The sequence below is a fragment of the Algoriphagus aquatilis genome, from assembly GCF_042657405.1.
GTDB classification, from domain to species: Bacteria; Bacteroidota; Bacteroidia; order Cytophagales; family Cyclobacteriaceae; genus Algoriphagus; species Algoriphagus aquatilis.
In genome coordinates this window covers 131,333-151,658 of sequence record NZ_JBHSKS010000003.1, presented here as the reverse complement: position 1 = coordinate 151,658, position 20,326 = coordinate 131,333, and the positions used below count along the sequence as shown (strand labels likewise).

Sequence of the window (20,326 nt, the reverse complement as noted above, 5' to 3'; positions counted from 1 at the left end):
GTCAAAGTTATTTAAACGAGTATTTTTTGTACTCATTTAAGACGGATTTTTATACATACTGAATTTTGCTGTTCGAAATCAAAATTTAGCTCACCCATGAATCGTATGACATTATCCTACATCCCCTTCCCAAACCCATAATTGGGTATGGCCGAATTTCTCCACCATGGCCCATAATGGCATCTTGCCCTCCCATTTCCAAGAGTTGCTGCTTAGATTTTCATCCCTGAAATTTGGGTCCACCGAAAGGGCGTATTTTCTGGTAAGAAACCCGTAGTCGTATATTCGGAAAAACACCCCAATCACTAAATTGTTTTGCTCGAAGACATATTGACTCACCGGATAATTTTCTTCTTTGAAAACATATCGGGAGACTTTTAGCTCATTTTTCCCAGATCCGGATATACAAACTACCGCAGGCATGAGCGATTCCTCTTTTTGAGGAAATTTTTTCAAGAGTGTATCCATTTGATCAAATGGTACTGTATCCATCGATTTGGACACTGATTTTCTGAGTTTCAGTTCACTCAACATCAGCGTCGGATCAAAAAACACCGGCTTACCGGAATAAATAAACCGATAATCCTTTCCGTTGAACGTTTTGGTAACGGTAGTGTATCCTGTAAGGAGCTTCCTAAATAAGTTAATCATACTTTGGTGAAAAGATCATCATCAAACGTAATTATCTGACGATGCTGTTAAAATTTTAGAAACAAATAAAGTATTGATAGATTAGATTAAAAAAAAAAATTAGGTGCATTAGGTAATGGAATTGTTACTTATTTATGATTAGTATATAAAGTGTATTTTTTTTTAAATAAAGCGACAACATAAAAATTAATCGACTTCATAAAATTCCGTTATCATGGAAAGTAAGGCAGTATAATACCCCCATTTCAACTCGATTTCTGATCCATTTACCTCAAAGGAAAAAATAGGAATTGGCAGAATTGAGATTCAATCTCGCCAGTTAAACTGCTTTTTTTCTTGGCTTTTTCATGTTCAAATAGGATGGAAAAGGTAGATGGATGGATAGATCAAGAAATGAATTCTCGCAAAGATCGTAAGCTGCAAAGGGAAAAATAAGAATATCCGCAATCTTACCACTAAGTTGGTCATCGGCTCTACAGATCGCGGATATTAGTAGACTGACCACAGACGACAGTCCACAGCACCTCTATTCGGACTTCAAACCTTATCTTAGTTGGTTTCTGGTAGAAAAGCGGATAATCATAAATAAGTATTACCAAAAATGAATTTTCTACCCAGGCTGGATTTAATGGATCAAAAATGGATTTTCATTGATGCGGCTTGTAGGATTTTAGCTAGGTTAATTGCTCAGATTCTGAAGGATTGACGGATTTCGCAAGTGCTTCATCTTCGATAAGATATCGGATGATACGCATGTCTTGCTCATCCCTGACTCGCTGGATCATTGGTTTTCCATGCCTTTCCAACCCATGATCATTGATGGCTTTGATGGCTCGGGAGCGTCGGACTTTTCGAAGGTCTTGATTGATAAGGGAATCAATTCCCAAAATTTTGTCCATCTCCTCCTGAGAAATAACCTGACCGGAGTAAGGCCTCAGGATAGACACGAGGTTATTCTCTTCCTTATTCAGAATAGCAAGGGAAGCCTGTGGTATCGGATGTGGTTTGGGAAGAATCATTTTACCCAGGCCAAACAGGACGACAAGAATCGAAATCACAACAACTAGTTCTTTCCAATACCCATTCAGAATTTCTCTCCAGGCTTGATCCTCTCTCAAGCTTACTTTACCAAGCGGAAATGCAGTTTTGACGAGTTCATCGATTTGAAGTTCTGTCAAGGAAGGCTTCGCTATAGAAAAAAACCTAAGCGTGTTTCCTTCCTGCTGAAGCCAATTTAGATCCAAAAAGTAGCTATTTGGGTTAGGTTTGATCCATAGTTTTAAAGTTTCTTTTTCCAAAATCAACAATCCGGTCTGTTGAGTATCCAGGTTTCTTAATTCGGTAAGTGCAAAATCGTCGGTTTCAAATGAAGAGATCGAATACAGATTTTTATCAAATGTTTTCACTCCAAAAACCTTTTCAAAATTCTCATTCAACTCAAAATCAATCTCCTTCCAATGCATGTTGGAAAAATCCAGGAAATACCCCTTCCAGAGAAACCCATCCAATTCATCCGTCCTCAAATTGAAGGAATGCCCAAAAAAGCTATACAAGCCCGATTCAGTCGTAAATCGTAAGGTGCCATAAAAATCCTTTGGCTGTTGGTATGTTTTTACCAATTCCACCTCGGCGTTTTTGGAAAAGTGAAACACGTCCCCATGACTTTGCCAAAAACCGACTCCGGAATAGGAATAAGGTTCATGGTCCCTAAAAAACACTTTGGAGGCACAAGTAGCCCCTCTCACGGGTTTTTCGGCATAAATTTTCCAATGGTCCCCATTCCATTGGTAAAGGGAAAGGCTACAGCTATTCATCAAAAAGTAATTTCCGGCATCTTGGTAAATCATGTGGGAGGTGGTAAATGTACCAAGGCTACTCAAGGAATCTATCATCTGCTTTTCCTCGATGCTTACCTTCGGAAAAAACTCCTGATGTGAATTCAAACTTCCGGATGCAAGGAGCATAAAATCCCAGGTCGGAGTATTCTTTTCTTTCTCAATTGCCTTATGCACAAAAAACAGTAGCAAACATATCCCTAACCACTTTCCCGGCGAGGAGAGTCGGATACTGGTAAAAGAAATAAGAGGAAATGTCTTGGTGATAAACGAATCCACAGGATTATAATTTAAGAATCAGATGCTGCAATGCAGCATTGAAATCAGGATTTTTTTTAAATGGGGATCATCCCTTCCATCTTGTCAATCCATACTTTTCTGATGAGGTTTGGATAAACTAATCGGAGAAAAAGATTCAATCCGGTAACGGATGATTCTCAAGTCTTGCTCATCCCGGACTCGTTGGATGATTGGCTTTCCATATCTTTCCAACATATGCTCATTGATGGCTTTGATGGCACGGGATCGACGAACCTTTCGCAGGTCTTGATTTTTTACATTTTCTACACCAAGGATTACTTCCAACTGTGCTTGGGATATCAGCTGTCCGGAATGGGGAGAGAGTCCTTTTAACCAATGACTGAATTGGCTGGGAAAATCAATTTCCGGTTCGGAGGCCTGGGCGTTTTCGGTATTAAATTTAACCTCGGTCCACCTCCAAATCAGCCACAATACTACTAAAACAGCTATTCCTCCCAGGGATAAAAGAAACCAGTCCTGGGATAGGAATTCTGAAAAAGCTGAACCCTCTTTGAGTTCAATTTTTCCTACCAATACGGCTGCTTTCACCTGTTCCGATAAATCAATGGTTCGGGATTCGGCGGATTCCTCAGTGAGGAATCTAATCAGATTCCCTTCTGTTTGAAGCCATCTAAACCTTTCGAAAATGAATTTGGGAATTTCCTTGTAGTAGATTGCCAAGTTATCCTTGTCAATAATAAACCAACCATTTTTAATCCCCTTATAAAACAAAACCTAGATCAAGGCATAATCTTGAGATTCAATTACTCCTCCATAAAAGACTTCTTGATCCAACAGATTCTTGCTTACCAATTCATACATTTCTGGGAGAAACTCATTTTTTGTCTTTCTCCAAGTCCAATTAGAAAAATCTAAAAAGTGACCGTCCGTATCAAGAAGGAAAGTTGGGGTTTTGTCGCGATTGACTACTCCAAAAATGGAAAATATCCCTTGTTCAGTTTTAAATTTAAGCCAACCATAATAATCTGCAGGTTGATTGTTAGTTCTTACGAATTTCGGTAGTCGATTTTCACCAAATACGAATAGATCAGAATTACTTTGCCAATACCCACTACCACTGAATTGATATATTTCTTGATTGTGAAAAAACTCAAAAGCAAAGCAATTGTAGCCTGTCACTTTTCCTCCGGAATACAAGGTCCATTTCACTCCATCCCAGCGATATACTCCAAGAAAACAGCGAATAAAGGCGAAATATTCACCCTTTTCCTTCAAAACCATGATGGATTTATTGAGATAAAAAAGCTCACTGATCGCTTGGATCATCTTTTCCTCGTCAGGGGTAAGTGCCGGATAACTGGAAATCCCTTTTCCAAAATACCCCGGCACCAAAAGTAATTTGTCCCAATTGCCTTCTTTATTGGCAAATACCTCACCAATGGGCAATCCCATGGTAATAACCCAAAGGGAAATGGCCATCCAAAGCTTCTGAAGCATAGCAGGAGATCGATCGAGACGCAAGGGTTTAGGAAATTTTGACTGGCTGTTTCTTGTAGATAGAAAATGGCACAAGCTCAATTCGATAGCGTATGACTCTTTTATCCTGAGCATCTCTGACCCTGATGATAGCGGGTGGTCGGTCTTGCTCTAAAAGAAAATCATTCACTGCCTTGATGGCGCGGGAACGCTTGACTTTTCGAAGGTCTGAATTCTTGATTTCGCTCAGCTCAAAAATCGAATCCATCTGATCCTGATCGATCAGCTTGCCGGAAAATGGACGAATTCTGCCAAGCCAGGAGACTACTTGTTTTCCAGAAGCGGGTTGATCTGAGAATTCTTGCTTAGACTCAATAGCTGCAGAGTTTCCTTTCCTTTTCCAACCTATCCACCATCCTCCAAGGATCATCATAAGCAGTGGAAAAATCACCAAAACCAGGTAAAATCCATCCAAGTATCTCTCCCTAAACGAAGGCGTGTGAAAAACCACTTTCCCCACCAATTTGGAAGATTCAATTATTCGGCTGATAGGTATCGTAGCTGTTTTGGAAGAGTTTCTACCCAGGTGCACCACAGTATCCCCCATGACCTGAATCCACTTGCTGTCGGTGATCTGTAGAAAAGGAATTTCTTTGATGTAGATGGATAGATCTCTTTTATCAACAATCAGCCAATAACTCTTTTTAGCATCGCGCTGATGAAGTTCCAAGACAGTGTAAGTATCTGTTTCTACCTGAGAAAAAATATCATTGACTTGGTTGATGTCCAGGTATTCAAATTCCTGATCCACTGGAGCAAACCATTCCACATTGAGTTTTTGCCAAGTAGATGTAGCTAAATCGAGAAAAAATCCTCCCTTATTCAGTTCATAGACATCCAACCTAGCGTCAAACTGATGTCCAAACAACGTAACTATGCCTTCATCAGTCTGGAAATAAACATGACCTCGAAAATTCTCCGGCTGATCAACAGTCGGGACAAATTCCACTTTACCAGTTGATGCATTCAGTCGAAATAAATCTGCCTGATTTTGCCAATATCCTGAACCTGAGATCGAAAACGGCTGACTATCTCGTAGAAAAAAATACGGGGTACAGTTATAGCCTAACACCCCACTAGTTGTCTTTTTGATCCAGACATCACCCTCCCATTTCCAAAAATTCAAGTCACATACATTAAAAGCGAAGTATTCCCCTTTTTCCTTAAGTAAGATTTGATGGGAGGCAGGGGAAGAAATATATTGAAGTGCAGAAACCATCCGGTGCTCTTCTTCTGACAATACCGGCGACTCTTCAAAATGAGTATAGTGGAAACCTTGAAACAAATGAATACTCTTCCAGTCGGCTGCTTCTTCGGCCACCAATCGTCCCATCAACGTAAATGCACTTAACCAAACGGCGAGTATAATTTGCTTCATGATTAAATATAAGCCCACTATTCCTTTCTTGATTTTAATCCGATATTCAAATCATATACAAATTTCGACCTTTTGCTTGTAATGAATCCTTTTCTATGATGAATTTAGGTCACTTTAAGCCTTTGTCACCTAAATGATATGCACCTACCTGTCACCGAATGAAGATTAAGGCAAAACTGATTTCATCCACGTTACCATTCGATCCATCGGATCGCCGAAATGAATTTGGGCTAAATCTGAATAGGGGTTCAGTCCCTGGGAAAGATGGACCTATTTTTTGATATCTATCCTAAATCGGAAGAAGCGCTTGTCCTCTGGGTCTCTTTCCCTAAAAATGATCTCCCTACCGAATTCGGATTCTGCACGTTCGTTGAAGGCTTTGATCATTCTAGATCGCTTTGCCTTCCTGTTTTCTGGAGTGAGGCTTTGGATCACTAAAAATTCATCCAATTGAGCAGTGGATAGAATTTGACCATCCATCTTCAGGATTCTTTTCCAGAAGCTATCACCTTCCAATTGTTCTTCCTCCATCACAACTTCCTCTTCTTCCACAGCAGGTTTTGAGGTTGAAGCTATTTTCCGCTTTTTGTATAGTCTCATCACCAAAATGATCACCAGACCTAAAAAGAAGAGCGCGATCAGAATATTCTGAACTTGAAGTGTCCTGACTTTTTCGCTCTTCACAGGAATAATCTCACCTTCTGCCACCAGGACAGCTTGAGAAAGCAAATCTGAAACCTGAATTTGATTGATTGGCTGTCCCCGATTTTTCCAAGTCAGGTGATTGTCCTCGCTGAGCCAAAAAACAGGATCTTCAATTTTTAATACTTGATTTGAAACATGGAAGAGTTTATAGTCAGACTTTTGAAAAACGAACCAACCTTCACTCAACTGCATGAGTTGAAAATCTTTCAAATCAATACTGGTGGCCTGTAAGGTGGAAAGCAGCTTCTGATCAATGGAATTCGGCCAGGTAAGTTTGATTTCAAACCAAGTAAGGGAAGTAAGATCAAGGTAGTATCCTCCCTCCCAAGATGCCTCAAGTCCGTTACGTAGATTGAATTTCTTGCCAAAGAAACTGAACGCTCCTTTTTCACCCATACCTACAAAAGGGGTATTATAATCCAGAGGTTGAAATTTTGTAGAAACAAACTCCCAAGATCCCAAGGGTTCTTCAAAAATCAGAAGGTCAGTGTGGTAATTGACCAGACCATTTCCACCCAACAAATGGAGTTGATCCTTCCAAAACAGAGGATATCCATCGCAGAAGTACCCGTAGTTATTGTATTTGTAGGTATTGGACCAGTTGCCATTTTCCCATCGATACACATTGAGATTACAATCCTCCCAAGCCAAATAAGAATCATTGGATTGGATCACTTCCACCTTGGAAGGTGTATTGATTTGGGATAGGTTTTGAATAAGAAGAGGAAGATCAAAAGCTGTAAATACCTGTTTCGATTCAGCCCATTCCAAGGAATCTTGGTTGGGAAAAATAACCACACGGGTGTGCTGCGCAGAAAGTTCTGCGCCTAGCATCAGGAAGATGCACAGCATACAAGCTTTATAAAAATTCATCTTTAAAAACTGGGTGGTGATAACAGAACGAAAATAGAATTTCCAATTCAAAATCAATTCAAAAATTAGGTAAGATAGGTAACAAGCATGTTACATATATGTAAAAAACTCTTTATCAGAACAATATGAAATAGTATAATCACCAATCACACCAATTAGTATCTTACCCATACACTATATTCCAACAGGAAATTATATTTACATTATCCTGCCTTCACTTGAAATCTCAATCAAAACGAGCTTAGAATTAGGATTGAAAACAGCCAGCAATAGGCTCTAATTCAAGAGCAAGATGGTAAATGAATAATTTTGAACGTCCGCAATTATACCACCAAATAGATCATTGGCTCTAGTGAGCGCGGATATTCGTCGACTGACCGAAGACGACATTCCACAGCTCCACTAATCGTTCAAACCTTATCTTAGGTGGTTACTGGTAGTAAAGCAGGTAATCAGATTAATTAAATACCAATGGTGTTATACTCATTAAAATACCTCTAAAAATCTATCTGCTTTTTTATACCAAACCTATTCCATACTTGAAAAGAGCCTAACGGATAGCGGTTAAACCTATTTTGACTATCGTTTTGGCTCACCATTCCAATTTATTTCAATATCAAAAACTGGAATCAAATTCGTAACCAAAACAGAAGTCTCTCTTCGATTGAGAATTTTTTCAGGTGAAAAATCTCCATCCAGGCGCTTGTTTCGCCACACTTCCCTAGCTTCATTAAAGTCCAAGTTGGGATCGATCATCTGCAAAATTTTTATGAGTCGGTCAACAGTAAGGTAATCCCCTGAAGCTCCCCAATATCCTTCAAGTTGATGATAAAATGGCCGAAGGCCATCGACCAACTCAAATTCAATAGCCAATCGATCCGGGTAAAACCAAGTCTGATTAGCCCAGAGATAGGGCACACCGGTTCCTTTAAAAATCCCCACAGCTCCAGCTTTTTGCATTTCCTGAAAATGCGGTTCATGGGGAGGAGTATCCATAAATGGCATAATAAAAGCCCCCTGATCCAGTAGCTTTTTTTGAACTTCTCTGATAGAGATTTGATCCAAGGCTTGCTTTTTTTGAACTGCAACAGAAGCCAACACTCCGGCAGCCTGACCTATTCCTAAAACCACAGGCTGCAAGCGTGTGGCTCCATTGACGATGTTGGATACGGAGATACTTTTCTCTGCCAAAATCAAAGCCGGATGAGTTTTAGGAATCAAGGCTCCCAAGGGGATATTATAAGAAGGAACTCTGATTTTGATGAAATCTATGGCGGGTGCTTCAGGATTTTTCTTGTGATGATGATCAATGGTATAATCTCCTACAGCTACGCCCGTACGGTATAAGGGAGCAGGAGCTTCGTAGGGTGTTCGGACATAGGGTAGGGTAAAATCGACCAGACCTCTAAATCTGCGGGATTCTCGATGGTAAGGAATCATCGGTAAATGGTCCGTGGTAGGGTATTCCCCCTCAGCCAATCCCAAATGCTTCATTCCTAGTTCATGTTGAATAAAATACACAAATCTCAACGTCGTCTGTTTGGCCTTTTCCAATTCAACCGCACGGTCCTCGGGGCTTAATCCGACTAGATTGACATAATGATCATTGCCGCAATTTGGCCAGTTGATCATGTATTTTCCATTTGGAAGCTTTCCATAATCAAGCATTTTACCACAATCTAAGGTCGGAGCATCATCTGTAGTCGGATCGGCATGCGCACAAGCACAAGCAAATTCGCTCGGATCATAGTTGGCCGGACGAGGAATTGTCTTATCGACACCTTGTCCAAAATCCTGCAGCGTAGCCACATAGGTCAAATCCTGAACAATGGAATTGGCTTGTTCTGGAGCAAATTCCTCCCTTGTTTCAGCCCGTGCATCCATCCCTAAACGGTAAGGTAGTCCTTGGGAAGCCGCAACATCTCCCAACTCGGTAGCATCGATCAAAATGGAAGAAGAAAAACGGAGCTCCTTGCCATTCTGAATGGCAATCACCTCCCAAAGTTCATTCTGGTAGGTAGCCGATTTCCATTCAGCTTCCAAAAAGATTTCCAGATTAGGTACTTGTGAGGTAATCCTTTGGAGAATCTGATTTCCTACACTAGGTTCAAAAAGTGTGTTACTTACCCACCCCGTGGCCAACTTGTCGGCTCCACCGTAGTGATTTTCTAGCTCTTTTTTAAATTCTCCCCAAATACCAGAAGGCAATTTATGGTTACCGTCAATTGCTGAGACTCCAGCCGAAGTCAGCATTCCTCCTAGCCAAGATGTAGGCTCAATAATTACCGTAGAAGTACCTGATCTTCCCGCAGCAATTCCTGCAGCTGTACCACTGGCACCACCTCCGACGATGATTAAGTCTACTTTCTTTACCTGAGAAAACGTCGAAGCAATCGAAAAGAAATAGAGGAGAAAAAGAAACTTAATTTTCATCTGTTTACAATTTGTTTTTCATTGGTCAGATGGAATCTCGCATTGATTATAATCCTCCCTCTGTGTGTCACTTGCGTCATGCTCGATTTCATGTGATTATAATTTGATTTTTATAAAGCCACATGGAATCTCGCAAATCTTATAATCATTCCAGTGTGTGACTTTTTAGTCATGCTCGATTTCATGATTAGAAACATTTGGTAAAAAAAACTGAACTAGCACCGATCAATGCCGCATGCTCACCAAGTTTGGATAATTCGATCGGGACATCCACGCCAAATTGACCAAGGTAGTTTTTTGCAGAAGGAATGAACAAGTCCCCGGAAAGTGAAATTTTTCCTCCAAGAATCACTTTCTGGATTTGCAATTTTGCCACATAGGGAAGCAAAAATTCTCCCAGACTTCTTCCAAACTCAAAGAAAACAGTGCTAGAAATATGGGGGTCAACTGCCGGACTCACTAAATCTTTGACCCCTTTAATAGAAATACCATAGTTGTATTTGGCCTGGTTTACAAACCATTGGGTACCTAAAAAATCTTCGGCAATTCCTGTTCGAAAAGGAGCAGTCCATAATTTGGCATCTTTGGTGACCTCTTCTATTTTGATTGCTGACCCGAGTCCAGTGCCCAAGGTTAGCCCCATCAACTTCTCACATCCCCTTCCGGCTCCCACTAGACCCTCACCTACTAGAAAACTCTCCGCGTCGTTGGTAAAAACAATAAATTCAGGGGGAATACCCAACCGCTGTGCGAGTAGATTCTTCACTGAAAGTCCATAGAGAGCCTTCATTTTCCCCTGAGTTTTGATGAGAGAGATACCATTTTCATAATCATAAGGACCCGGCATCGAAATGCTCAATAAAAAGTCCGATTGATTGCCCCTGACTTTTTGAATTGCATCTGACCAGTCATCGATGATATTTTGAGCAGGCTGGCTTGTATCAATGTCGTGGTGATAGGGCTCTCCCACAGTAGCCAGACCCGCTGTCCATGATACTGAAGCCACTGAAATATGTGTACCCCCTATATCTGCTGAGATTATTTTCATATCGATTAAACCCGCAATTTGAATTAAAATTCGTTGTGGTAGTCAAAACACCAGAAAATCAAGTATTTAACAAATGAGGCATAGCACCCTACGGTAAATGAGTTAAATGCTGTGAAGCGATTGATTTTGAAATATTTTAAACTCGGAATAGGAAGCCTATTGCATGTTGTGGGTTAAAGTTAGCTTGGAGAAAGAAACAAGCCGAACCCTTTTTCAAAACCTTTCCTCAAATTTTGTCAAAGTCTGACTTTGATCCGATTACCATGAGTACAAATGCTAGGTAATTGGAATCTCTTTTACCCGATGATTTTTGAAAACCCAATGATCCACTCCCAAAAAAACAGAGGCCAAGGATTTTTCCAAGGCCTCTGAGAATTAAGGGTTAAGAAAAATTAATTTCCTCCGTCCCACCAAATTCTTGTAATCCAATCGTCTCCGCCCATTCTTGCCACCGCACTCTTCAAAGCATCGGCATTGAGAGATGTTTCACCGTTTGGAAATGGCTGTCTTCTTGGAATTTGACCAGAAGAGAAGTTGCCTGGGAAATTAACAGGAGTAAGAACAGGATGACCTGAACGCTTCCAGTTGTTCCATGATTCAACAAAGTTTGCAAAAAGGCTGGTAGTAGCCCAGATTTGCTCGTTGATCATTTTCAAAGAAGCATCTAGAGAGCTAGTATTGAGCGGATTAGCAGTCAAATAAGCCGTAGCATCACTTGCAGAAACGGTTCTTCCTCCAAATTTAGCCATCGAAGTAAATGCGCCAGTCACCCCATTTCGATAGAAATCCGAAGCAGATCCTGTAGTCCAACCTCTTGCAGCAGCTTCAGCAAGTAACAATTGTACTTCAGCGTAAGTCAAGACAAAAACCGGAGCATTTCTGTCTCTGTAGATACCTGTAGGTCTAGAATAAGCGCCGATAGGTGCCAGATCATTACCTGAACCTGTACCACCTGGAAAATCAGGATGCTTGGAGATGTCAAACTGTCCTCCTCGGAGGTCAAATCCGTTTGGAAGTCCAATTTGAACAGCAGGATTGCTATTTCCTGGGCTGCCGTTACGATTAGCTGCCAACCCTGGATTCGGAACTTCGGCTACGATAGAAAGTCTTGGATCGTTGGTTGATTTCAAGTAATCAATCATCTTTTTGGACCATCTTACCTCATAGATGTCATCGGGTACATTGAGTGCATTGGCGCTGGAGTTAGAATATCCATTGCCTTCATCCCCAGGAACCAATGCATCATCAGCAGGGGAAGCAAATACACCACCTGCTACTGCTTTTTGAACCCAAGTTCTTGCAGCAGCTGCATCTTTTTTACTCAATCTCATCGCCAATTTAAGCATGAGCGAATAACCAAATCTTCTCCATTTCGCGATATCACCCTTGTAGATTACATCATTCTTGATGGCATCGCCTGTTGGGCTAAGTGCTGTGAGGGAGGTTTCTAATTCGGTAAGCATGGCAATATATGCCGCGGACTGACTGTCATATTTAGGCTGAGTAATGCCTTCATCTGCCTTTAATGCTTCAGAGTAAGGTACATCACCATAGATATCAGAAATAAAAGATATGGTCAATACCTTGAAAATACCCCCTACTGCCACCAAGTTATTCATCTCCTTGGTTTTAGCCAGTTTTTGCATTTGCTGGATACGAGAAGCCACACTGTAGCCATTGTTCCACACGTTTGCAATGTAAGAGTTCGTACTTCCTGAGATCACATACTTATCTGCATTGGAATAGTAGTTTGCACCACCGGTGGAAGTGGAAGCCAAGGCTTGAATCCACATACTTTGAAACAAAATTGCTCCAGAGTAACCTGAAATCATATTCCCGTAACCATTTGCAGCAATCGGGAGAATAAGATTAGGGTCAAAAACGTTGGCACCTGCTCTATTCGGGTCCGTATTTAGCTCCTCAAAATGCGAGTCACAGGAAGTCACTCCTAAAAACCCCGCTAAAAGAATTGCGCTGATATATTTTTTCATGATTAATTCAATTTAAAGTTTAAGTTGAATCCAATGGATCTTGTACTTGGAAGGCTGGTTCCTTCAATACCTAGGTAATTGATGTTTGAACCGAATGTGGCCTCTGGATCAATGTTTTCAGCTTTTCTCATCAAAATCGCCAAATTTCTCGCAACAATGGAAGCGGTCAAGCCTTTGAGAACAGGAACAGAATTAAACATTTCTCTTGGGAAGGTATAGCCCAAAGTAAGTTGACGAAGCTTGATGAAATCACCATCTACGACACTGGTACGAGTCACATTCTGCACCAATCCTCTGTAGTAATTTTCAGCAGAAGCGGTTTTCTCATTTGTTGTAATTCCACCTTCACGGCCTACAAGTGTATTCTGGTGCAAGCCTCTGAAGTGCGAGTAGAATTCTGTAGCAGACAACACCTTGTTACCAAAGTTGTAATCAATCAAAAATCCAAAAGAGAAGCTCTTGTAATTGAATTCGTTATTCCATCCACCGTAAACAGTTGGAAGTACAGAACCCCAATTTTTCAACTCACCTCTTTCAGGAATACCTGCATTATTCACTACAATGTTGCCATTGGCATCGTACTTATAGTCATATGCCCGGATCTGAGGTCCAGGAAGACCCACTACATAGGCAGTGACCGCATTACCCAAAGTTGCTCTGTTTTGACCGAGGTTGATCGGATTGTTATTTGGATCTGTGCTCAGCACTTCATTCTTCACATTGGTGAAGTTTAGAGATGATTTCCAGGAGAAATTAGCTGTCTGTACCGGAATACCTGTAATCAATACTTCCAAACCTTTATTTTGAGTAGAACCGGTTGCTACTACACCTGATCCAAAACCTGAAGCAATCGAATAGTTTGCGTTCATGATTTCGTTGTTGGTAGTCTTAGTGAAGTAGGCTACGTCCAAAGAAAGTCTGGTTTTAAAGAAGCTCAAGTCAAATCCGATTTCAATTTCGTCGGTTGTAAACGGCTTCAAAGAAAGGTTAGGCAGGCCTAGTGGAGATGCACCGGCAGGTACACCTGCGTAAGCATTGGCAGAGTTGTAGTAAAACTGGGTTTGGTAAGCAGCAAACGGTTCGCCACTGGTTACAGCATAAGAGGCTCTCAACTTACCAAAATCCAGGGATGGCATATTCAAGAATTTATCAAACAAAAACGCACCCGTCACAGAAGGAGAGAAAATGTTGTTGTTGTTGATTGGCAAGGTGCTGTACACATCATATCGGCCGGTAGTAGTCAAGGTCAAGAAATCCTTGTAGCCCAATCCGATAGAGTAAAATCCAGACTGAACCTCACGCTCTTCAAAGCCATAGGAACGTCCAAAGTTTACTACGTTGAAAGGAGAGTAAAGGCCCGGAATTACAAATCGAGATCCACTTACACCCACTGTTTCAAAGTTGTTTTTTCGGATAGTTCCACCGATCAAGGCATCAATTGAGATGTCATCATTCACCTTAAAATCACTTCCAAACAAGGCATCCACGTTTAGTTCTGTACGAGTGGAAAGCCCTCTTCCTCCTAGGTTACCCTGTAAGTTTGCGGTGTATGCAAGACCTGTAGGGTCTACTGAGAAGAAATCATCGTTGGAAACGTCATTACCTACGCGAAGCATCGCATAAGTCTTAGGGGTAAAGCTGTATTTCGCGGAAAGCGCAGAGATAGTACGCTTTCTGCCCAAGTCATTGATTCCTTTATTTACAATGAAATATGGGTTGGTCACGAATATATCATCACTGAATACGATCTCGTTTCCTGCTGCATTATAACCCGGAGCAAAAATGCTTGGACGGATATTTGGAGCCAAGAACATAAAGTTGTTAGGATTTTTAGGTCCGTCGCTCAAGAAAGGAATGTTGGTAGACTGCTGATCCACATAATTGATCATGGCAGTTACATTCAACTTGTCTGTGATGTTCTGATCAATGTTCAGATTGATATTGAGACGATCCACTCCACTGTTTGGTACAATGGAATTAGACTTCAAATTGGAAAGCGAAAGGCGGAAGGCACCGTCTTTTCCCAAACCTTTAGAGATTGCTACAGTATTGGTGGTATTTGTACCTCTTCTGTAAAAATCAATATAGCTTTCACTTGATGGAGCATAAGGATATTGGTTGCCATCATACCCGATTACGTTTCCTCCCATACGCTCACCCCATGCAAATCGACCAGAGGTCTGTGCATCGGTTGCTGTCAGAGGTCGAGTGCCACCTGTTCCTTGACCATATACATTTTGGAAATTGGTAAAATCCACTGCCTGCTCAGTCATCAAGTTGAGGTTGTAAGTCAACGTCCAGTCCCCACCTTTTTGAGCGCCTTTGGTAGTAATTAGAATCACACCATTAGAAGCGCGAGCACCGTAAAGTGCCGAAGCTGCCTGACCTTTCAATACAGTCATGGATTCAATATCGTCCGGGCTCAGGTTACCGATACCATCACCGCCATCGCTACCTCCCCACTGACCTGCAGATCCTCGCTGGGTATTATCCATTGGTACTCCATTGATTACGAATAAAGGAGATCCTGTACCAGAAATACTTGGGAGACCTCGAAGGACAATATTTGAAGTTCCTCCAGGACCACCGTTGGTGCCTTTTACCACCAAACCGGCAACTTGTCCAGCAAGTGAGTTGGCCACGTTAGTTTCTCTGGCTTTGTCTAGGACATCACTTCTTACTGTGGATACAGAGTAGCCCACTTTCTCTTTCTCTTTGGTGAGGCCTAGGGCAACAACCACTACTTCTCCTAAAACTTTAGAGTCTTCTTCGAGAATCACATCCAGCTGGGTCAAACTGCCAACTGTGTATTCTTTTGTCACAAAACCGATAAAGGAAAAAACCAAAACGGACTTGTCCGTTACCGAAATCGAATACTCACCATCCACATTGGTGGTAGTACCCGATTGATTACTCTTGTCCAGGATGGTAACTCCCGGCATGGGAAGTCGATCTGTCGAAGCAGTGACCTTCCCCCTCAACACTCTTCTCTGGTCCTGTGCTGTCACTGAAACAGTGCATAGCAGTACCAATCCGAAAGCGATTGATAGAAACTTTCTCATAGCAGGTAATAAAAGGTTAGAAATAATTTGTTTGAATTTTCCGGTAAACCGGATGCTTTTGCGGAGAAAGGAAGTAGTAGACCTTGCACCATATTATTGTCTTTTTGTGTTTGCAATTCCTTAAACGGACGAAAAGAATATTTAAAAACTAGCAAATAAGTATCCTCACCAGACCAACTAGCATGAAAGCTAGAAATTTTTAATATCGATTCAAATAGAATAGGTTATTTTTTTAATTGACAACATCCAATTAAATAAATTTTTTAAAAAACTTTCGATTGAAGATTCTTATTTTTTTCATATTGAAATCAATTAAACCACTCATTTTATCCAATAGGGTAAGTATTAGACAAATTTTACCTTCAAAAATTTACCTAAAATCCATTTTTTAGTGTATAAAAAATTTAAATAATACAATAAATAATATAATTTTTGTATTATTTCATGAGCAGCCGATGGTAAAATCCTGACTTCAAATCCTAACTTTTCCCCATTTCATTTGAAGGCTTTCAAGCAATTTGCCTACTTACCTTTTGCCTGAAAATGGAAACAAACTGTGTTTTCAAACCCAATCATTGCCTAGTCTACCCCATTCCGATTACGGCAGTCCAAAGCACTAAGAATCAACAGTGATTGATCCAAAAAAAAAGCCTTCCGAAGAAGGCTTTCATTTTATGGTTTACAAAACAGATTATCTGATAAACAACATCTCACGGTATTTTACCAAAGGCCAGCTCTCATCATCAACCAGGAGTTCAAGCTTATCCACTGCATATCGGATTTTATCGAAATAAGCTTCTTTTACTTCTTTCTGATAGCCTTTTGCACGCTTGATTACATCTTCTTCTTTGTTGAGTTGCTTTCTCACTTCGGTCATCTCATTGACAAAGGTTCTCAAGTTGGCAATGTGCTTGGACACGTCTTTGATTGTCTCCACCGGTGCGGAATTATCCAAACCAAGACCTTTCAATCCATTTGCGTTTTCGATCAACTTGTTTTGATACAAGATCGCAGTAGGAATGATGTGATTCAAAGCCAAATCACCCATTACACGGCTTTCGATCTGAACCTTCTTGATGTAGGCTTCCAATTCGATTTCATGACGAGCATGAACTTCGATGTGATTAAGAACATTGTGCTTTTCAAAAAGCTCTTTGGTAGCCTTTTTAGTGTATACATCAAGCGCTTCAGGAGTTGATTTGAAGTTGTTCAATCCTCTCTTTTCAGCTTCTTTAGCCCACTCTTCAGAATAACCATCTCCTTCGAAACGGATCTTCTTAGACTCCTTAATGTATTTTCTAAGCACATTCACGATGGCGATTTTCTTTTCTTTGCCAGCGTTCATTTCTTTTTCAATATCCTTGTAAAGCTGCTTCAATACCTCAGCAACGATCACGTTGAGTGTCATCATCGGACCACCGCAGTTGGCAGAAGAACCCACTGCACGGAACTCAAACTTGTTACCGGTAAATGCAAAAGGAGAAGTTCTGTTTCGGTCGGTATTGTCTAGGATGATTTCTGGGATCTTAGAGATACCCAACTTCATGTACATGTTGTCACCCTTCTCGATTTTCACATTTCCGTTTTTCTCCAACTCATCCAATAGCTCCGAAAGGGTAGCTCCCAAGAACGTAGACATGATTGCTGGAGGTGCTTCGTTTGCACCCAAACGGAAGTCGTTGGAGGCAGAGGCAATACTCGCTCTCAACAAGTCCGCATGATCGTAAACTGCCTTTACAGTAGCTACCAAGAAAACCAAAAACTGCAAGTTTTCTCTGGCTGAGTTGCTTGGCTGGAAAAGGTTAACTCCTGTATCCGTGATCAAAGACCAGTTGTTGTGCTTACCACTACCGTTTACTCCTGCAAATGGCTTCTCGTGGAACAACACTTTCAAGCTGTGCTTTTCTGCAACTTTATCCATCAAGTCCATCAACAGCTGATTGTGGTCGATCGCTTTGTTGATTTCTTCGAAAATAGGCGCTACTTCAAACTGACCCGGAGCCACTTCGTTGTGACGGGTAGAAACCGGAATACCCAATTTATGAGCTTCAATTTCAAAGTCCATCATGAAATCTTTCACTCGGGTAGGAATTGATCCAAAGTAGTGATCTTCCAACTGCTGACCTCTAGCAGGAGTATGTCCATATACTGATCTACCAGCCATAACCAAATCAGGTCTGGCAGCATAAAGCGCCTTATCTACTACGAAGTATTCCTGCTCAATACCCAAAGAAGGAGTTACTTTTCTCACATTTCGGTCAAAAAGCTGACAGATCGCTACAGCCGCTTCATTGATAGCTTCCATAGACTTCAACAATGGCGTTTTGTAATCCAATGCCTCTCCGGTGTAAGACACGAAGATGGTCGGGATACAAAGGGTCTTGTCAAAAATAAAAATCGGAGAAGATGGATCCCATGCGGTATATCCTCTAGCCTCGAAGGTAGAACGGATGCCACCATTTGGGAAGGAAGAAGCATCAGGCTCCTGCTGAACCAAAGCTGATCCTTTGAATTTCTCCATACCAGCATACATATCAAAGAAGGAATCGTGCTTCTCAGCTGTAGATCCTGTCAATGGCTGGAACCAGTGTGTATAATGAGTTACTCCCTTGGTAATCGCCCAGATTTTTACGGCAGATGCAACTTCCTCAGCGGTGGCAGGATCAATTTTGGATCCTTTGTCAATCGCTTCCATGACCTTTTTGTACACAGAAGGGGCCAAAGACTGCTTCATTTGTGCAGGACCAAACACATTGGTACCGAAGAAGTCAGAAATTTTAGTGGAGGGAGGGGTTACACTCACTCTAGGTCTAGCCTGAACCATTGCCAAGGCTTGTTGTCTCAATGTTGCCATATCTACAATTTGTGGTTTAAGATTACACCCACAAAAATAGAAAAATATGTTTCCCAAAAAGGGTTAGGTACTTTTTTGAAGTGTTTTTTCTAAAAATTTCCACTTTTTTCAAAAAATCATGGTGTTTTTATAGCCTTTACCCGAAAAAAAGTGTGTTTTCGACCGCTAATTTCGAAAATTGTAAAAAGGATGGGATTATTTACCTTTGCAATTCATTAGAAAAAGGAGAAAATTGAAAAAAGTTGCCTTTTATACACTCGGATGCAAGCTAAATTTCTCAGAAACGTCTACGATCAGCAGACAATTTGAAGAAAAAGGCTATCTGAAAGTCGATTTTCAGGAAAATCCCGACATTTTCATCATCAACACCTGCTCTGTAACCGAGAATGCGGACAAGAAGTGTAAAAAGATCGTCAAAGAGGCTAAAAAAATATCTCCCAACTCTTATGTAGCCATCATTGGCTGCTATGCACAACTCAAACCCACCGAAATCTCCAAAATCGAAGGAGTGGATGCTGTACTGGGCGCTGCTGAAAAATTCAGACTGCATGAACTGCTTGGTGACTTCGCTAAAGAACAAGAGGCCAAAGTGCTGGCAAGCGAAATCACGGAAGCCCGCTCTTTTAATAACGCCTATTCGATCAATGACCGAACCCGAACATTTTTAAAGGTTCAGGATGGCTGCAATTACGGTTGTGCGTTTTGCACGATTCCTTTGGCAAGAGGAAAAAGCCGAAGCAATACGATCGAGTCTGTTTTGGCATCTGCACGCGAAATTGCCGCGACTGATGTAAAGGAAATCGTGCTCACCGGAGTGAATATCGGTGACTTTGGAATTGTAGATGGAAAGCGTGTAGAGCGATTTGCTGATTTGGTCATGGCATTGGATGAGGTGGAAGGCATAGATCGATTTAGAATCTCTTCCATCGAACCCAACCTGTTAACCAATGAGGTCATCGAGTTTGTCTCTCAATCCAAGCGCTTTGTCCCTCACTTCCATATCCCGCTTCAGTCCGGTTCCAACACTATATTACGAAGAATGGGTCGCCGCTACCTGCGTGAGCTTTATGAAGATCGGGTGAGTAAAATCAAGACCCTGATGCCCAATGCCTGTATCGGTGTGGATGTGATCGTGGGTTTTCCCGGTGAAACGGATGAGCTTTTTCTGGAAACCTACAATTTCCTCAACGAGCTAAACATCTCCTATCTCCATGTATTTACTTATTCCGAGCGAGCCAATACCCGCGCTGTGGAAATGGATGGAATTGTACCGCTGAAAAAGCGAAACGAGCGTTCCAAAATGCTGCGAATCCTATCTGAGAAGAAAAGAAGGAAGTTTTACGAGGAAAATTTGGGGCAGACTTTTTCCGTACTTTTTGAAGAAGATGTGGAAGACGGCAAAATGCATGGCTTTACCGAAAACTACATCAGAGTAGCAGCTAAGTATGACCCGATGCTTGTCAACGAATTGAAACAAGTAACCTTGGACGCCATCAACCCTGCCGGAAACGTAGAAGTACGAGAGCCGGAGATGGTGTATGAGAAACACTAGGCTCTCCCCCTTCGACAAGCTCAGGGATCGAGCTTCGACATTTTTCGATAAACTCAAAAACCTAGCTCAGGGATCGAGCTTCAACATTTTTCAACTAGCTCAAAAGCCAAACTTAGGGATCGAGCTTCGACATTTTTCGATAAACTC

Annotated in this window: 12 protein-coding genes; 1 reads left to right on the top strand and 11 read right to left on the bottom strand. The window is 41.3% G+C overall.

Annotated elements, in window-relative coordinates; genetic code table 11:
* Positions 1-111: 111 nt before the first annotated feature.
* From ACFPIK_RS05030 to ACFPIK_RS04980, 11 genes are all read right to left on the bottom strand, one after another.
* Positions 112-651 carry a hypothetical protein gene (locus ACFPIK_RS05030; RefSeq protein ID WP_377912877.1) on the bottom strand — a complete coding sequence of 180 codons (540 nt, stop codon included), beginning with the start codon at positions 649-651 and terminating at the stop codon, positions 112-114.
* 674 nt (positions 652-1,325) lie between these two features.
* Complete coding sequence (locus ACFPIK_RS05025; RefSeq protein ID WP_377912875.1) at positions 1,326-2,765, bottom strand: hypothetical protein; 1,440 nt, start codon at positions 2,763-2,765, stop codon at positions 1,326-1,328.
* A gap of 84 nt (positions 2,766-2,849) precedes the next feature.
* Positions 2,850-3,467, bottom strand: a complete 618-nt coding sequence (locus tag ACFPIK_RS05020; RefSeq protein WP_377912873.1) for a hypothetical protein — start codon at positions 3,465-3,467, stop codon at positions 2,850-2,852.
* A 54-nt stretch (positions 3,468-3,521) separates the two neighbouring features.
* Complete coding sequence (locus ACFPIK_RS05015) at positions 3,522-4,268, bottom strand: hypothetical protein (protein WP_377912871.1); 747 nt, start codon at positions 4,266-4,268, stop codon at positions 3,522-3,524.
* A gap of 4 nt (positions 4,269-4,272) precedes the next feature.
* Positions 4,273-5,661 (bottom strand): hypothetical protein, encoded by a 1,389-nt coding sequence (locus ACFPIK_RS05010; RefSeq protein WP_377912869.1) that lies wholly within the window; start codon positions 5,659-5,661, stop codon positions 4,273-4,275.
* Positions 5,662-5,931: 270 nt separating this feature from the next.
* Positions 5,932-7,239 (bottom strand): hypothetical protein, encoded by a 1,308-nt coding sequence (locus ACFPIK_RS05005; protein WP_377912867.1) that lies wholly within the window; start codon positions 7,237-7,239, stop codon positions 5,932-5,934.
* A 579-nt stretch (positions 7,240-7,818) separates the two neighbouring features.
* Positions 7,819-9,672: an FAD-dependent oxidoreductase gene (locus tag ACFPIK_RS05000; RefSeq protein ID WP_377912865.1), complete on the bottom strand. Its 1,854-nt coding sequence runs from the start codon at positions 9,670-9,672 to the stop codon at positions 7,819-7,821.
* A 187-nt stretch (positions 9,673-9,859) separates the two neighbouring features.
* Positions 9,860-10,720 carry an ROK family protein gene (locus tag ACFPIK_RS04995; RefSeq protein ID WP_377912863.1) on the bottom strand — a complete coding sequence of 287 codons (861 nt, stop codon included), beginning with the start codon at positions 10,718-10,720 and terminating at the stop codon, positions 9,860-9,862.
* A gap of 392 nt (positions 10,721-11,112) precedes the next feature.
* Positions 11,113-12,711 carry a SusD/RagB family nutrient-binding outer membrane lipoprotein gene (locus ACFPIK_RS04990; protein WP_377912861.1) on the bottom strand — a complete coding sequence of 533 codons (1,599 nt, stop codon included), beginning with the start codon at positions 12,709-12,711 and terminating at the stop codon, positions 11,113-11,115.
* 2 nt (positions 12,712-12,713) lie between these two features.
* Positions 12,714-15,773, bottom strand: coding sequence for a SusC/RagA family TonB-linked outer membrane protein (locus ACFPIK_RS04985; RefSeq protein WP_377912860.1), 3,060 nt, complete (start codon positions 15,771-15,773; stop codon positions 12,714-12,716).
* A 691-nt stretch (positions 15,774-16,464) separates the two neighbouring features.
* Entirely contained in the window at positions 16,465-18,627 is a 2,163-nt protein-coding gene (locus ACFPIK_RS04980; RefSeq protein ID WP_377912859.1) for a glutamine synthetase III family protein, read from the bottom strand.
* A 232-nt stretch (positions 18,628-18,859) separates the two neighbouring features.
* On the opposite strand from ACFPIK_RS04980, the gene mtaB reads away from it, so the two are divergent.
* Positions 18,860-20,179: a tRNA (N(6)-L-threonylcarbamoyladenosine(37)-C(2))-methylthiotransferase MtaB gene (mtaB, locus tag ACFPIK_RS04975; protein WP_377912857.1), complete on the top strand. Its 1,320-nt coding sequence runs from the start codon at positions 18,860-18,862 to the stop codon at positions 20,177-20,179.
* Positions 20,180-20,326: the final 147 nt, after the last annotated feature.

Bases quoted from the DNA above. Each gene is read 5' to 3' on its own strand.
- ACFPIK_RS05030 (WP_377912877.1), bottom strand. From the start codon at position 651: ATGATTAACTTATTTAGGAAGCTCCTTACAGGATACACTACCGTTACC.
- ACFPIK_RS05010 (WP_377912869.1), bottom strand. From the start codon at position 5,661: ATGAAGCAAATTATACTCGCCGTTTGGTTAAGTGCATTTACGTTGATG.
- ACFPIK_RS05005 (WP_377912867.1), bottom strand. From the start codon at position 7,239: ATGAATTTTTATAAAGCTTGTATGCTGTGCATCTTCCTGATGCTAGGC.
- ACFPIK_RS05000 (WP_377912865.1), bottom strand. From the start codon at position 9,672: ATGAAAATTAAGTTTCTTTTTCTCCTCTATTTCTTTTCGATTGCTTCG.
- ACFPIK_RS04995 (WP_377912863.1), bottom strand. From the start codon at position 10,720: ATGAAAATAATCTCAGCAGATATAGGGGGTACACATATTTCAGTGGCT.
- ACFPIK_RS04990 (WP_377912861.1), bottom strand. From the start codon at position 12,711: ATGAAAAAATATATCAGCGCAATTCTTTTAGCGGGGTTTTTAGGAGTG.
- ACFPIK_RS04985 (WP_377912860.1), bottom strand. From the start codon at position 15,773: ATGAGAAAGTTTCTATCAATCGCTTTCGGATTGGTACTGCTATGCACT.
- ACFPIK_RS04980 (WP_377912859.1), bottom strand. From the start codon at position 18,627: ATGGCAACATTGAGACAACAAGCCTTGGCAATGGTTCAGGCTAGACCT.